The organism is Labilibaculum manganireducens, from assembly GCF_002843385.1.
Classification (GTDB): Bacteria; Bacteroidota; Bacteroidia; order Bacteroidales; family Marinifilaceae; genus Labilibaculum; species Labilibaculum manganireducens.
The window spans coordinates 33,125-48,269 of the sequence record NZ_MVDE01000022.1 but is presented as its reverse complement, the minus strand read 5'-3'; the positions used below and the strand labels follow the sequence as shown (position 1 = coordinate 48,269).

13 protein-coding genes and 1 riboswitch are annotated in these 15,145 nt (G+C 35.3%); of the genes, 8 read left to right on the top strand and 5 right to left on the bottom strand.

The features are described from left to right. Nucleotides 1-40 precede the first annotated feature (40 nt). Both BZG01_RS14195 and BZG01_RS14190 read left to right on the top strand, forming a co-directional pair. The gene (locus BZG01_RS14195; protein ID WP_101310505.1) at nt 41-1,849 is read left to right on the top strand and encodes an ATP-binding protein; all 1,809 of its coding nucleotides are present in this window, start codon (nt 41-43) and stop codon (nt 1,847-1,849) included. Nucleotides 1,850-2,021: 172 nt separating this feature from the next. Further along, the gene (locus tag BZG01_RS14190; RefSeq protein ID WP_101310504.1) at nt 2,022-2,423 is read left to right on the top strand and encodes a response regulator; all 402 of its coding nucleotides are present in this window, start codon (nt 2,022-2,024) and stop codon (nt 2,421-2,423) included. Here BZG01_RS14190 and BZG01_RS14185 read toward each other — a convergent pair. Both BZG01_RS14185 and BZG01_RS14180 read right to left on the bottom strand, forming a co-directional pair. Then, nucleotides 2,420-2,785, bottom strand: coding sequence for a YraN family protein (locus tag BZG01_RS14185; protein WP_101310503.1), 366 nt, complete (start codon nt 2,783-2,785; stop codon nt 2,420-2,422). The two genes, BZG01_RS14190 and BZG01_RS14185, sit on opposite strands and share 4 nt — an antisense overlap. A gap of 2 nt (nt 2,786-2,787) precedes the next feature. Continuing rightward, nucleotides 2,788-3,714, bottom strand: a complete 927-nt coding sequence (locus BZG01_RS14180; protein WP_101310502.1) for a S66 peptidase family protein — start codon at nt 3,712-3,714, stop codon at nt 2,788-2,790. Nucleotides 3,715-3,918: 204 nt separating this feature from the next. Between BZG01_RS14180 and metG the strand changes: the two genes are divergently transcribed. Then, on the top strand, nt 3,919-5,949 hold the full coding sequence (metG, locus tag BZG01_RS14175) for a methionine--tRNA ligase (protein ID WP_101310501.1): 2,031 nt from the start codon (nt 3,919-3,921) through the stop codon (nt 5,947-5,949). A gap of 64 nt (nt 5,950-6,013) precedes the next feature. Here the strand turns inward: metG and BZG01_RS14170 are convergent, their stop codons facing one another. Continuing rightward, on the bottom strand, nt 6,014-6,958 hold the full coding sequence (locus BZG01_RS14170) for an HU domain-containing protein (protein ID WP_101310500.1): 945 nt from the start codon (nt 6,956-6,958) through the stop codon (nt 6,014-6,016). Between the two features lie 250 nt (nt 6,959-7,208). On the opposite strand from BZG01_RS14170, the gene rfbB reads away from it, so the two are divergent. Further along, complete coding sequence (rfbB, locus tag BZG01_RS14165) at nt 7,209-8,264, top strand: dTDP-glucose 4,6-dehydratase (protein ID WP_101310499.1); 1,056 nt, start codon at nt 7,209-7,211, stop codon at nt 8,262-8,264. Nucleotides 8,265-8,321: 57 nt separating this feature from the next. Here rfbB and glmS read toward each other — a convergent pair whose 3' ends face one another. Then, nucleotides 8,322-10,157, bottom strand: a complete 1,836-nt coding sequence (glmS, locus tag BZG01_RS14160; RefSeq protein ID WP_101310498.1) for a glutamine--fructose-6-phosphate transaminase (isomerizing) — start codon at nt 10,155-10,157, stop codon at nt 8,322-8,324. A gap of 252 nt (nt 10,158-10,409) precedes the next feature. After that, nucleotides 10,410-11,219 (bottom strand): glycogen/starch synthase, encoded by an 810-nt coding sequence (locus tag BZG01_RS14155; RefSeq protein ID WP_101310497.1) that lies wholly within the window; start codon nt 11,217-11,219, stop codon nt 10,410-10,412. 193 nt (nt 11,220-11,412) lie between these two features. Between BZG01_RS14155 and panC the strand changes: the two genes are divergently transcribed. From panC to radA, 4 genes are all read left to right on the top strand, one after another. Then, nucleotides 11,413-12,252 carry a pantoate--beta-alanine ligase gene (gene panC, locus BZG01_RS14150; RefSeq protein ID WP_101310496.1) on the top strand — a complete coding sequence of 280 codons (840 nt, stop codon included), beginning with the start codon at nt 11,413-11,415 and terminating at the stop codon, nt 12,250-12,252. A gap of 18 nt (nt 12,253-12,270) precedes the next feature. After that, entirely contained in the window at nt 12,271-12,621 is a 351-nt protein-coding gene (panD, locus tag BZG01_RS14145) for an aspartate 1-decarboxylase (protein WP_101310495.1), read from the top strand. A gap of 192 nt (nt 12,622-12,813) precedes the next feature. After that, entirely contained in the window at nt 12,814-13,311 is a 498-nt protein-coding gene (gene rfaE2, locus BZG01_RS14140) for a D-glycero-beta-D-manno-heptose 1-phosphate adenylyltransferase (protein ID WP_101310494.1), read from the top strand. Nucleotides 13,312-13,410: 99 nt separating this feature from the next. Further along, on the top strand, nt 13,411-14,787 hold the full coding sequence (gene radA / locus BZG01_RS14135) for a DNA repair protein RadA (protein WP_101310493.1): 1,377 nt from the start codon (nt 13,411-13,413) through the stop codon (nt 14,785-14,787). A 138-nt stretch (nt 14,788-14,925) separates the two neighbouring features. Further along, nucleotides 14,926-15,122, bottom strand: a riboswitch (cobalamin riboswitch). Between the last annotated feature and the right edge of the window lie 23 nt (nt 15,123-15,145).

The window sequence follows — 15,145 nt, the reverse complement described above, 5'->3', positions numbered from 1 at the left end:
ATATAAATACTTTTGGGCACAAGTTTAACTTCGTATTTTCATGAGCATTCAAAATATTTGGTTTGAGAGGCCCAGACTAATAATAATTTTCATTATCACCTGGGCGGTATTAATTGGCTCACTTATTATTTTAAAGAATCTTTCCTCAACAGTTTACAATCAATCCAAAATTTCCGAGCTAAAAGATCATATTAATTGTGTGACTACCAACTCAGAAGAATTATCAGACTACATTTTTAATTATGAGGTTAACAGCGATAAATTCCTAGATGCCATGCTAAGGGTTTATTCAAACAAACCCGAGAACATAAATCTGATTAGGGACAGTATCATCAATATGTATGATAACATTTACGAAAAACTCAATGAATTGGGAATCAGTGAATTTCAGATACACTTGCGGGATGGAGAACAATTCATCTGCTTTAACCAAATCAATCAATTTGGGACTAATTTATTCGACAATCAATTTTCAGTTGAATTGGCGAACATCCGACAAACCAGCATCAAAGGATTTGAAAATGGAAAACAATTTACCGGTTACCGGATAATATACCCATTAAATTATAAAAGTGAACATGTAGGTACTGTTGAAATTTCTCACCCTATAACCAGTATTCTTAAAAATTTAAACCAACTGTATCCCGAACAATATTTTACGATCTCTGAAGATGATTTTCAAAAAAAAGAAGAAATAATCTCAATCGCAGGAAATCAAAAAATCCACACCAACATCTTACACAAAATTAAACAAAACATTGCTTCAAAATTAAGCAATTCATCATTATCCGGCACTCATATATTCACCATTAAAATAGATGGGCATTATTTTGATATTAATATGCATCCGTTATACAATTTCAAAAAAGAACCCTTCGCTTCAATCTGCTCAATCTCAGAAAACCTAAATCGTGAAAACGCCAATCTAATTTTTCTTCTCATTTTCATATTTATCAACATAAACCTCATCGCTCTTGGATGGCTGGTTCTCAACAACTACAACAAAAGCAAGCTTATTTTTTCCCGTTCAAAGGAACTGGAAACTCAAGCAACCAAATACAAACTCGCAAAGGAAGAAGCCGAAGCAAACACCCATGCAAAAACTCTCTTTTTGGCAAATATGTCACACGAAATAAGAACACCGATGAATGGTATATGTGGCATAACCGAAATTTTAAACCAAACCGAATTGTCAAATGAACAAAAGTCTTACCTAAGTATTTTACAGCAATCTTCAGATCAGCTCCTTTCTGTTTTAAACGACATTCTCGATTTTTCTAAAATGGAAACTCACAAACTAAAATTAGAAAAGTTTCCCATCAATATATACAGTATTATTGATGAAGTAGAGAATTTGTATAAAAATAATGCAATTAAGAAAGGTCTAAGATTTTCGACTAACACTAATGGAGATATACCTTATTTCTTGGGTGATCCTACTCGATTACGTCAAATTTTATCAAACTTGATCAACAATGCAATAAAATTTACCAACAACGGAAGTATTGCTCTGCAAATAGAAAAAAAATCTGAATCCTGCTCCGAGATAGAACTTCTTTTTAAAGTTGAGGATACTGGAATTGGAATTGATCCTGAAGATCTTACTAAACTATTTAAATCATTCAGTCAGGTAGACTCTTTCACAAATAGAAAATATGGAGGAACCGGGCTTGGTCTTGCAATTTGCAAACAGTTAGTGTTGTTAATGAAAGGGGAAATTAATGTAACCAGTTATCCTCGGGCAGGTTCCATTTTTCAATTCACCGCCACTTTCGATTTAATCAATCCAAACTACTCAAACAAAAAAATTCATGATAACATCCAAAATTTAACACTACTGTCAGGCTAAATGAATACTACATAATTTTTTTTATCTTCATAAAAATTGTATTTTGTTCAATATTTACAGGCCTTTTTATAAATCCTAAAAAATGTTTTGCCCAATGATATAAATGATTTTTTTTTTACTTCTCTCAATTTTGTATATTTAGTTCACAGAAAAGTAAGAAATAGATATACTCATGAAAGAAACTGGCTACGCCCAAAAATACAATTGGAAAAACAAACGAATTCTCATTGTTGAAGACGAAGAGATTAATAACATGTTTTTTGATGCAGCTTTAAGCAGAACTGAATCGAAATTGTTGTGGGCAAAAAATGGCAAAGAAGCGGTTGATATAATTGAAGAATCAGATGATATTGATGTCATTTTAATGGATATCAGATTACCTATAATGGACGGTTGTGAAGCCACACGAAGAATCAAAAAAAATCACAAACAAATTCCAATTATTGCTCAAACTGCATATGCACTTGAAGGGGACAAGGAACGCATATTGGATGCCGGCTGTGACGATTATCTATCAAAACCAATTCGTTTTGAGGAACTTTTATCAACTATCGATAAATATCTTGCCGATTAATCAACAGGTGCACTAAAAGCATCTTCGATGTGTTCAATTACAAATTCTGCATCTTGTTTTATCACACTTATTACATCAAATCGTACTTCTTGTTCTATTTCTTTTGAATCGACATACCCCTGTGTTGCGCGTACCAAAAATTTAATTTTTGAGAGTGTAATGGCATCAGCCGGGTGCTCAAAATATTCGGTTGATCTTGATTTTACTTCCACAACAACCAAAAAATCATCTTTTACCGCCACAATATCCAGCTCCTTCTTTTGATAAATCCAATTGCGATCCAGAATTTTATACCCCTTTTGAAGCAGGTGCTTCGCGGCAAGGTCTTCCCCCATTTTCCCTAAGTCATTGTGTGCAGCCATAATTATTCCATTTCCTTACATTTATCCCATGTAAACTTCGCTCCTTTTTCACTTACATCCAACCTTAAAAATCTACCAAACGGCAAAGCCCAATTTTCCATGATATGACCGGCAGGAAAATCGAAGACAACCGGATAAGAATAATTTTCAATGGACTCTAAAATAATTTCGTAAGCAGTTTTCCCAAAATCAGGATTTCCTGCCTTCATATCGCTCATACCTCCAATAATCAATCCCTGAAGTTCCGATAATTTACCACCCATTTTCAAATTCTTCATCATTCTGTCCAAATGATACAATTCTTCTCCAACATCTTCAATAAAAAGAATTTTCCCATGCGGTTCAAAATCCATTACAGTTCCACGTAAACTATAAAGAATAGATAAATTTCCTCCTATTAATTCTCCCTCTGTAACACCATTTCGATTTAATTCGTGAGAAGTAATTTCATAATTTTCCGAATCCCCAGCCAATGAATGCAAAAGAGTTGATAGTGAATTATCTTCCTTCTCCTTCATTGAAGGAAAATTAACAGGCATAGTCGCATGTAAACTTTCCACGCCTAATATATTATTCAAATAGCTGTGAAATACAGTAATATCACTATATCCAACAATCCATTTTGGATTGCGAATAAACAGATCAAAATCTAAATGCTCTAATATTCGCACACTCCCATATCCACCTCTGGCACAAAGAACAGCTTTTATTTCAGGATCATCTAACATGAGTTGAAGATCTCGCAACCGATTCATATCACTGCCTGCAAATTGGTTTTCAACATCAAACACATGATTTCCCAGAACGACTTTGTAACCCGCCTCTTCCAATCTAGTGACTGCAATTCCCACTTTTTCAGGATTAATTTTTCCTGCAGGAGAGATGATTCCTATTTTATCTCCTTTTACTAAAGCAGCCGGCTGATACATATCTATTTAGTTTTTTTGAAGTAAGAACAAATTAAGAATAAAATACAAATGGATAACTACGTTTTTGCCAATTCTATCTTATCTTTGCAAACAATTCGACCAAAGGTCAAAGTTTTAAACAATAATCAGTAAACAAAATTAACAGAGGAATCCTTCATCTCAAAACAATAAAAGGCAATTCCTTAAGAAAAAATATAATCACAAATGAAGAAATTTAATAGAACACTTGTAACCACGGCTTTACCTTATGCAAACGGACCGGTTCATATTGGTCATTTGGCTGGAGTATATGTTCCTGCAGATATCTACACAAGATACCTTAGAATAAAAGGAGAAGATGTACTACTAATTGGAGGTTCAGACGAACATGGTGTACCTATTACTATTAAAGCACAAAAGGAAGGCATTACCCCGCAGGATGTTGTGGATAAATATCACAACATCATCAAAGATTCATTTGAGAAGTTCGGAATTACTTTTGACATTTATTCCAGAACAAGCTCAGAAACACACCACGAAACTGCGTCTGAATTTTTTAAGACCTTAGATAACAAAGGAGAATTTATCGTAAAAACAAGTGAGCAATATTACGATGCTATTGCGAATCAATTCCTTGCAGACAGATACATTACCGGAACTTGTCCTCATTGTAATAACGACGGAGCATATGGTGATCAATGCGAAAGCTGTGGAACTTCACTAAATGCAACAGATTTAATCAATCCAACCTCATCAATTACCGGAAATAAGCCGGAATTAAAAGAAACCAAACACTGGTATTTGCCTTTAGATAAATATGAGAATGATCTGAAAAAATGGATTCTCGAAGATCATAAAGAATGGAAACCAAATGTTTACGGACAATGTAAATCCTGGTTGGATACCGGATTGCACCCAAGAGCAGTAACCCGCGATTTAAATTGGGGTGTTCCTGTTCCTGCTGAGGGCGCAGAAGGAAAAGTTCTTTACGTTTGGTTCGATGCCCCAATTGGATATATTTCGGCTACAAAAGAATTAACTCCCGACTGGGAAAAATACTGGAAATCTGATGATTCGAAGATGGTTCATTTTATTGGGAAAGACAATATCGTATTCCATTGCATCATTTTCCCGGCAATGCTTAAGGCTGAAGGATCTTATATACTACCAGATAATGTTCCTGCCAACGAATTCTTAAATCTGGAAGGTGACAAAATTTCGACAAGTAGAAACTGGGCGGTATGGCTGCACGAATATTTAGAGGAATTCCCTGATAAACAAGATGTTTTAAGGTATGTTTTGACCGCAAATGCTCCGGAAACTAAAGATAATGACTTTACATGGAAAGATTTTCAGGCAAGAAACAACAATGAGCTGGTTGCAATTTTAGGAAACTTTGTGAATCGTGCTTTGGTTCTTACTCATAAATATTACAATGGAATAATTCCTGCGCAAGGAGAATTAACTGATTTCGATAAAGAAACATTAGCCCAGATTCCTGTCTTTAAAGAACAAGTTGAAAAGAATCTTGAAACTTATCATTTTCGTGAAGCATTAAAAGAAGCAATGAATTTAGCGCGTCTGGGAAATAAGTATTTAGCAGATACTGAACCTTGGAAACTGATTAAGACTGATGAAGAAAGAGTAAAAACGATCATGAATATTAGTCTTCAGATTACAGCCAATCTATCGACCTTAATCGAGCCGTTTTTGCCATTTACAGCCAGCAAACTTCGCGGATTTTTGAACATCGGGACTTTGGCCTGGGAAAATATTGGTGCTAATGTTATTGCAAATCATCATCAAATAAATACTGCATCTTTACTTTTCGAAAAAATTGAGGATGAAACAATACAAGCTCAGGTAGACAAGCTTTTGGCAACAAAAGCAGCTAACGAAGCAGAAAAAAAGGTAGTTGCACCGGCAAAAGATAATATCAACTTTGATGATTTCATGAAACTGGATGTTCGTGTTGGAACAATTACAGCAGCTGAAAAGGTAGCAAAAACAAAAAAGCTTTTAAAACTAACTGTTGATACCGGAATTGATCAAAGAACTGTTGTTTCAGGCATTGCAGAACACTACAAACCTGAAGAAATTATTGGTAAGCAGGTGAGTATATTAGTGAATCTGGAGCCAAAACAATTAAAAGGAATTGAATCTCAGGGGATGATTTTGATGGCTGAAGATGCCGATGGAAAATTATCTTTTGTTTCTCCGGACCAAAGCATAAAACCAGGTTCTGAAATCAGATAATTCAGGACTTAAAAATTTAAGATAAAAAAAACGCTTTCTATCGGAAAGCGTTTTTTTTAGATCTTTATTTTTTCAGAACCCAGCAGTAAGCTTTTGAATTCTTAGCAATTACCTTCTTTTTAAATTGATCAGCATCTGCTCTTTTATCAAATTGATTGATCGCAACGGAATACAAATTTTTATTTTTAATTATGACAGCAGGATAAGATTTAGAAATCAATTCCTGTTTTAATATTTCTGCATTTTTCATCGAAGTAAAACTACCCGAAATCAAATAAAATCTGCCTTCACGCAACTCATCCAGTTTCACTTCCTTTGTAAGCTTTGGCTCAAATATAACCATCTCTTCAGGTGGGGAAATTACCGGTTTTAATTGAACTATCTTCTCGGTAATTTCTTTCTTGCCTTCCATCATTCCCATAGAAGCTTCGTTACCAAAGAATGAACGTTCAGAATTCATTGGAAGTAAGGCTATTGTCAATACAAAAGGAATAGCTGCTGCGGCATACCACAAACGTTTTGTCGTAAAAAGCGTCCTTACTTTAGCTTGAGATATAATTGCCGGATGAATTTTTTCTTCTGTAGATAAGGATAGTTTAGGAAGATCTATTTGCTCCAAACCAAATGCATCTACCAAATAATTAATTTCTTTTGAAGGCTCAAACAGCATGTTATGCCTTCTGTCATTGTAAAAACATCCTACCTGATCCAACACAACTCTTTCTCCACGCTGAATTCGAACACGGATATCTTCAGTAAAAAACTGAACAGATTTTTCAGCCTCTGAATAACTCAGATTTTCCGATTCAGCCAATCTATTAATCAGCAAACCATCATTTTTCGATAAATTACGGTTAAATCCAATAGCTTTGGACGGAGGAAAAACAATATTCAAATTATCGTCGATATTAGCAGGTTTATAGTTGGCAACAAAGCCACCAAACCCAGGTAATATCACGCAATCGTGAATAAATAAAAGATCTTTAATATATTTTGATACTTCCAGCATAATACACAAATATAATCAAAAATATACACCACTCAAATCGAATTTATCGTAAAAAAAAGTAATCAACTATAAACCAAGCTTTTCACAACACAAAAATATATTATGCATCAATTCAGAAAGAGGTACTCTCCAATAAACTATTGTATTTTTGATAGCATTAAAAATAATACATAAACTGTTTCCAATATTTTTTACCCTTGAGATTATTATGAGTATTTTAAGGTGAAATAACTATAAATATTATCTGAACGTGAAAAAAAATATATTAATTACGGGAGGTGCCGGATTTATTGGTTCACATGTGGTTCGTTTGTTTGTAAACAAATATCCAAACTATCGAATCATTAACCTTGACGCACTTACTTATGCCGGGAATCTTGAAAATTTAAGAGATATCGACTCCAAAGTAAATTACACTTTTATAAAAGGTGACATAACAGATCTGGCATTTGTATCAAACCTTTTTAAAAATTATAAATTTGATGGCGTTCTGCATTTAGCCGCAGAGTCTCATGTTGATAGATCAATTTCAGATCCTTTAGCCTTTATTATGACCAATATTGTTGGAACTGTAAACCTTCTTAATGCAGCTAAAGAATGTTGGGCCAATGATATGGATGACAAAAAATTCTACCACATATCTACCGATGAAGTATACGGTTCCTTAGGAAAAACAGGGAAATTTACCGAAGCAACTTCTTACGATCCGAGAAGTCCGTATTCTGCTTCAAAAGCAAGCTCAGACCATTTGGTGCGGGCGTACTTTCACACCTATAAACTTCCGGTTGTATTGTCGAATTGCTCCAATAATTACGGTGCAAATCAGTTTCCTGAAAAACTCATTCCGTTGGTAATAAACAACATTAAAAATTCTAAACCATTGCCTATTTATGGCAAAGGAGATAATATAAGAGACTGGCTGTTTGTAAAAGATCATGCTTTGGCAATTGATTCCATTTACCATGATGGGAAGATTGGAGAGACCTATAATATTGGAGGAGATAACGAATGGACTAACCTGGATTTAGTGAAAAAACTTTGTGATATTATGGATCAGAAACTGAATCGTGAAACAGGAAGTTCACAGCAATTAATCACTTTTGTGAAGGACAGAGCAGGTCATGACCAGCGTTATGCTATAGATGCAACAAAAATTAAAAAAGAATTGGGATGGCAGCCAAGCATCCAATTCGAAGAGGGTTTTGAGCAAACAATTGACTGGTATCTGCGAAATTCAGACTGGATGAATAATATTCTGTCGGGAGACTACGAAAAGTTCTACGAACAACAATATACCAACCGATAAAAAGAAGAGCGATGTGAAACAATCACATCGCTCTATTTGTAATTCTTAAATCTTAAGTTACTCTACAGTAACAGATTTTGCTAAATTTCTTGGCTGATCAACATTACAGCCTCTGTAAACAGCGATATAATAAGAAATCAACTGAAAAGGAATAACCGTTAACAATGGTGCCAATGGTTCCAAGGTTTCTGGAATTTCCACCACGAAATCGGCCATTTTACTAATTACAGTATCGCCTTCAGTAACAATAGCAATTACGTGTCCCTTTCTTGCCTTTACTTCCTGAATATTACTTACAATTTTATCGTAAGATTTATCCTTTGTTGCAACAACAAAAACCGGCATTTGTTCATCTATAAGAGCAATTGGTCCATGTTTCATTTCTGCAGCAGGATATCCTTCGGCATGTATGTAGGAAATTTCTTTTAATTTTAGAGCTCCCTCCAAAGCTACCGGAAATAGGAAACCTCGTCCTAAATAAAGAGCATTGGTAGAATTCATGTATTGTTTCGATAATTCTTTAATGTCATCTTCTTTATCCAGGATTCTTTTTATCTTTTCCGGAAGATTTGGAAATTCTGCAATAAGCTCTTCATATACATCCTTAGCCAGAGTTCCTTTACGGTATCCAACAAGCATTGCCATCATGGTTAGCACAGTAACCTGCGCTGTAAATGCCTTTGTAGAAGCAACTCCAATTTCCGGCCCGGCATGAGTATATACACCCGCATGAGTTTCACGGGGAATACTTGATCCTACCACATTACAAATACCAAGAACAGTAGCACCAGCCTCTTTAGCTAATTTAATAGCAGCCAAGGTATCGGCAGTTTCACCACTCTGACTAATCGCCAAAACGATGTCATCCTTAAATATCACAGGATTTCTATAACGGAATTCAGATGCATATTCTACCTCAACAGGAATTCGGGCAAATTCTTCAAACAAGTATTCCCCTACCATTCCTGCGTGCCATGATGTTCCACATCCAATAATTAATATTCGGCGGGCATTCACCAATTGCGGAATAACATCATTTATCCCACCTAAAAATACCTCTTTATTTGTAGTAGAAATTCTTCCCCGGATAGTGTCATAAATAGAGCTGGTCTGTTCGAAAATTTCTTTTAACATGAAATGATCGTAGCCGCCTTTTTCAATTTGCTCAATATCCAAATCCAATTGTTGAACATGGGGAGTTAATTTGTCATTCTGAATGGTTTTTAAAACCAATTCATCTCTGCTTATAATCGCAACATCATTATCATTCAGATAGATAACACTATTAGTATATTCAATAATAGGTGTGGCATCCGAAGCAAGAAAATATTCTCCGTTTCCAACTCCAACCACCAATGGACTTCCTTTTCTGGCCGCAATTAATTTATCTGGTTCATCATCACAAATAACAACCAAACCATAAGCTCCAACCACTTTTGTTAAAGCCAATCGAACTGCAAGTTCTGCAGAAACTTCACCTTTCAAATAGATATACTCAATCAAATTTGCCAGAACTTCTGTATCTGTATCACTTTGAAAAGCATATCCTCTTTTAATCAGCTTATCCTTTAAGGTTGAGTAATTTTCAATAATTCCGTTATGAATAATTACAAATTTGTTATTCATCGAACTATGAGGATGAGCATTTTCATCGTTAGGTTCCCCGTGAGTTGCCCAGCGGGTATGTCCAATTCCAATGGTTCCCGAAACATCATTTCCTTTGGCATGATTTTCCAGATCCTGAACCTTTCCCTTGCACTTAAATACCTGAGTCCGATTTGTACGAAGAGCAACTCCTGCAGAATCATACCCTCTGTATTCTAATCTTTTAAGACCATTAATGAGTATAGGATAAGCCTGCTTATCCCCAATGTAACCAACTATTCCACACATAAATACAAATATTTCAGTTTCGGTACCACGCGAAACTTGTTAAAAAACAATTCATCAAATAAAGATACATGCCTTGCCAGCAATTAGTTAGCGTTAAAACAGGCATCACCGATTGAATTATCATAAATCCAGCTAAAAATACGATAAGTTAGAAAGCTCTCCAAACTTCTTAAAGTATATTAAAGAATAAAAAAATAAGGTGTAAGTAAGCAAATGCTTAAATACACCTTTTGAATATATCGTAAATAGTAACTATTCTGCTACTAATTCGTCATAAAGTTCTGAGTAAGCCAACACATATTCATCCTTGTTCTTATACTCCAGAAAAGGTTTTCCTGAAGCAACTGCATATGCCATCACTTCTGCGTTTATTTGAGGACTTCCCATAATCAGGGCATCAGACTGATCAATTGCTAATTTATGAAGTGCAACATAACTCGCATCTTCTAAAATACTAACATCCTCCTGACTAACTCCCTCAATAATTGACTTTTCTCTAAACCGACTGCTGAATTTTGTTGAGAATTCATCATCATACATGGAGAAAACAACCTTTGTATCAGTAAATAACGGATCCTCATTGAATGATTTTTTCAAATACAAAGGCACCAAACCGGTGAACCAACCTTGACAATGTACTACATCCGGCGCCCATCTCAATTTTTTAACTGTTTCAAGTACCCCTCTTGCAAAGAAAATAGCTCTTTCATCATTATCCTCAAAAGCATCTCCGTTTTCATCTAACAGAATCTCTTTTCTATGAAAATAATCCTCATTATCAATGAAATAAACTTGCATACGAGCCGCTTGAATCGAGGCAACCTTAATAATTAATGGATGATCTGTATCATCAATTATTAAATTCATTCCCGAAAGGCGGATAACTTCATGTAGTTGGTTTCTTCTCTCATTGATACATCCATATCTGGGCATGAAAGTTCTGATCTCTTTTCCTTTTTCCTGGATTCCCTGAGGTAGATATCTACCTATTGCAGACATTTCAGTTTCAGGAAGATAAGGGGTAATTTCTTGTGAAACAAACAATACTTTTGTCTTTTCCATATAGTCGCTAATAATATAATACAGATTATCTGCGCAAAATTAGTAAAAATAATTAACATACCTGTCCGAAAGCGAAGCTTAAAGCTCCTACAATACAATTAAATGCAATTAATATTTCTCCAATTTATATTTATTTATTTTATTTGCAGTCTTAAATAAAAATCAATTAGATTTTACCGACACAATTCAAGGGATGGAAACAGTAAAGCTTGTTGCTGAGATTAAAAGTAAGATCAGCAAGTTAAAGGCAGAAGGAAAAACAATTGGATTTGTTCCTACAATGGGAGCTCTTCATAAGGGGCATTTGTCTCTTGTAGATACATCTGTAAAAAACAATGATATTACAGTTGTTAGTATTTTTGTAAACCCAACACAGTTCAATAATCCAGAGGATTTATTGACTTACCCAAGAACTATTGAAGAGGACTTGGAGAAACTTTCGGACTGCAAACCAGACCTAATTTTTATTCCGGAAGTAAATGAAATTTATCCTGAACCTGACACCAGAATTTTTGATTTCGGTGTTCTTGACAGGGTTATGGAAGGGAAAAAACGTCCGGGTCATTTCAATGGTGTTGCTCAGGTTGTTAGTAAACTTTTCGATATCGTAAGCCCTGAAAATGCCTACTTTGGACAAAAAGATTTCCAACAAGTAGCTGTTATTAAGCAGATGACAAAAGATCTTAAGTTAAATGTTAATATCGTTCCCTGCCCTATTATCAGGGAAAAGGACGGTTTAGCGATGAGCTCAAGGAATGTTTTGCTCTCTGAAGATCAGAGAAAAAATGCTTGTAAAATCTCTGAAACTTTATTTAAAGCTCGTAACTTAGTCGCGGAATTAAGTGTTTCTCAATTGAAAGAATGGGTTGTTGAAGAAATCAATAAAAACAATTATCTTTCAGTCGAGTATTTTGAGATTGTTAACGATACAACCCTTGAGGTGATTAACGACTGGAATGAGTCAAATAATAAGATAGGTTGTATTACAGTTCAGGTTGGGAAAACCCGCCTGATAGATAACGTTACTTTTTAAAATTAGTTAAAAAACGATATGTACATTGAAGTTTGTAAATCGAAAATTCACAAAGCGTCAGTAACTGGTGCTGATCTTCAGTATGTTGGAAGTGTAACCATTGATGAAGACTTAATGGACGCAGCCAATCTAATTGAAAATGAGAAAGTTCAAATTGTTAACGTAAACAACGGAGAACGATTGGAAACCTATGTTATTCGTGGTGAAAGAGGCTCCGGAACCATTTGTTTGAATGGCCCTGCCGCCAGAAAATGTGCTGTTGGTGATATTGTTATCATCATCTCTTATGCATCTATGGAATTTGAGGAAGCAAAATTATGGGAACCTAGTTTGGTTTTTCCTGATACTGCTACCAACAAATTGATTTAAATTACAGTATTTAATAAGTACAGGGCTGTTCTAACCGATCAGCCCTTTTTTTATGGCCTTGCCACTCTAAAACGATTCAAATATTAAAATTTACTTACAGAATAGAGATTGAACAATTTGATCACGATTCTTGATACTTTGTTTCCGATACTCTATACTTGTAAATTATTAGCTTTAAATAAAGTCAGCCCAATGAATAAACTTGATATTGTAAAAAATAAAATCATATCTGATAAAAAAAACGCCTTTAACCTTCTTCAAACCTGGAGATTCAAGGAAAATAAAATTGTTTTCACCAATGGCTGTTTTGATCTGGTTCACCGCGGACATCTAGACTATTTAGCTTCAGCAGCCTCTATGGGCAATAAACTAATTATTGGTTTAAATACTGATGCCTCCGTTCAAAAACTAAAAGGTCCTGACCGACCAATTATTGATGAATATTCAAGAGCTTTTCTATTGGCATCATTAGGCTTTGTAGACATGGTAATTTACTTTGACGAACAAACACCCTACGAACTAATTAATTTTGTTCAGCCTGACATCTTGGTTAAAGGAAGCGATTACAATGCTGAAGACATTGTTGGATACGACATTGTAAAAGCCAAAGGAGGAGAAATTAAAACACTTGATTTCATTGAAGGATTCTCTTCAACCGGAATCATTAATAAAATAAAGGAAAAAGGATAGAGATTAAAAAGAAGCAAACCAGACTTTTTAAATAATTATCAATCTCAAGAATTCTAAACAATTCATCATTGTTAATTAATAATTACTAATTGATTACGCATGGCCACCAAAGCAAAAACAAAAAGCGCCTGGTTTTGTCAGAGTTGTGGAGTAGAATCTACAAAATGGGTAGGAAAATGTCCCTCTTGCGGAGAATGGAATTCCTTCGTTGAGGAAGTTGTTGTAAAATCAACAGCATCAACAATAGCAGGAATCAATGGACAGAGCAAAAAAAACAAACCTCAAAAAATATCTGAAATATCTTCGTCGGAAGCATCACGATTCGACACCAAAAACGGAGAATTAAATAGAGTTCTTGGGGGAGGCCTTGTTCCCGGATCGTTAATATTAATTGGTGGGGAGCCGGGAATTGGCAAATCAACACTTGCTCTTCAAATTGCCCTGAATTTAAAAAACTATACAACCTTATATGTGTCGGGGGAAGAGAGTGCCCAACAAATAAAACTGCGTGGCAACCGCATAAATTCCGATAACGAAAACTGTCTGATTGTTAGCGAAACATCCATGGAGAATATCTTTTCTCATGTAAAAAATACCACTCCGGATATTATAGTTATTGATTCCATTCAAACCCTTGCGACAGAATCAATAGAAGCAGGACCTGGCAGTGTATCACAAATCAGAGAATGCACATCTCAACTATTAAGATTTGCTAAGGAATCGTCAACGCCTGTAATTTTAATTGGCCACATCACAAAAGATGGAAATTTAGCCGGCCCTAAAATTTTGGAACACATGGTGGATACAGTACTTCAGTTTGAGGGAGATCAAAACCACATGTATCGAATATTGCGGTCTACAAAAAATCGGTTTGGATCCACCTCCGAGATGGGAATTTATGAGATGCAGCACAACGGACTCCGGGAAGTATCGAACCCATCAGAGCTTCTTCTTTCACATGAAGATGAAAGCCTAAGCGGTGTAACTATTTCTGCATCGATAGAAGGAATGCGTCCTTTTTTAATAGAAATACAAGCTTTGGTCAGTTCTGCAGCTTACGGAACCCCTCAACGGTCATCAACCGGTTTCGACCTTCGTCGTTTAAACATGCTTTTAGCCGTTTTGGAAAAGCGAGCCGGATTCAAACTTTCAACCAAGGATGTATTCTTAAATATTGCAGGAGGAATTAAAGTAAACGATCCTGCTATCGATTTGGCAGTAATTCTTGCTGTACTATCATCGAGTACAGATATTTCTATTCCTAAGGAAGTCTGTTTTTCGGGGGAAATAGGTTTATCCGGAGAAATTAGACCTGTTAGTAGAATAGATCAACGAATTAGTGAGGCTGAGAAGTTGGGATTCAAACAAATTTTCATTCCAAAACACAATTCCAAAGGTCTTGACACCTCAAAATTTAAAATAAAAATTCATTTGGTAAGCAAGGTTGGAGAAGTATTCCAAACCCTTTTCAGATAAAAAATAAGGTCGAAACTTGCGTTTCGACCTTTAACAGTTACTATGAATTTTGTTGATTCGAGTATGGCAGTTCGAATCGAATAGCGTCGGAATAAGAAAGAAATAAACTGAATCTTTCCGCTTTTTTCCACCGAAAGCTAAAATCCATGATCTCAGGCAGGTCTTCTGGCTTATTCCAATTTTAAACACCTTCCCATTCCTTCAGGAACAGTGGTTTTATTGCTTAAAATACTGATTCGAAAAAACGAACCGGAATCTACAGCTGCGGGGACAGCTCCTGCTTAAACAGGATTCCCTATTATTTCCTTTCGGAAACCTGAATCTCAATACAATTTTAAAGAAAAAATATTGATCTTCC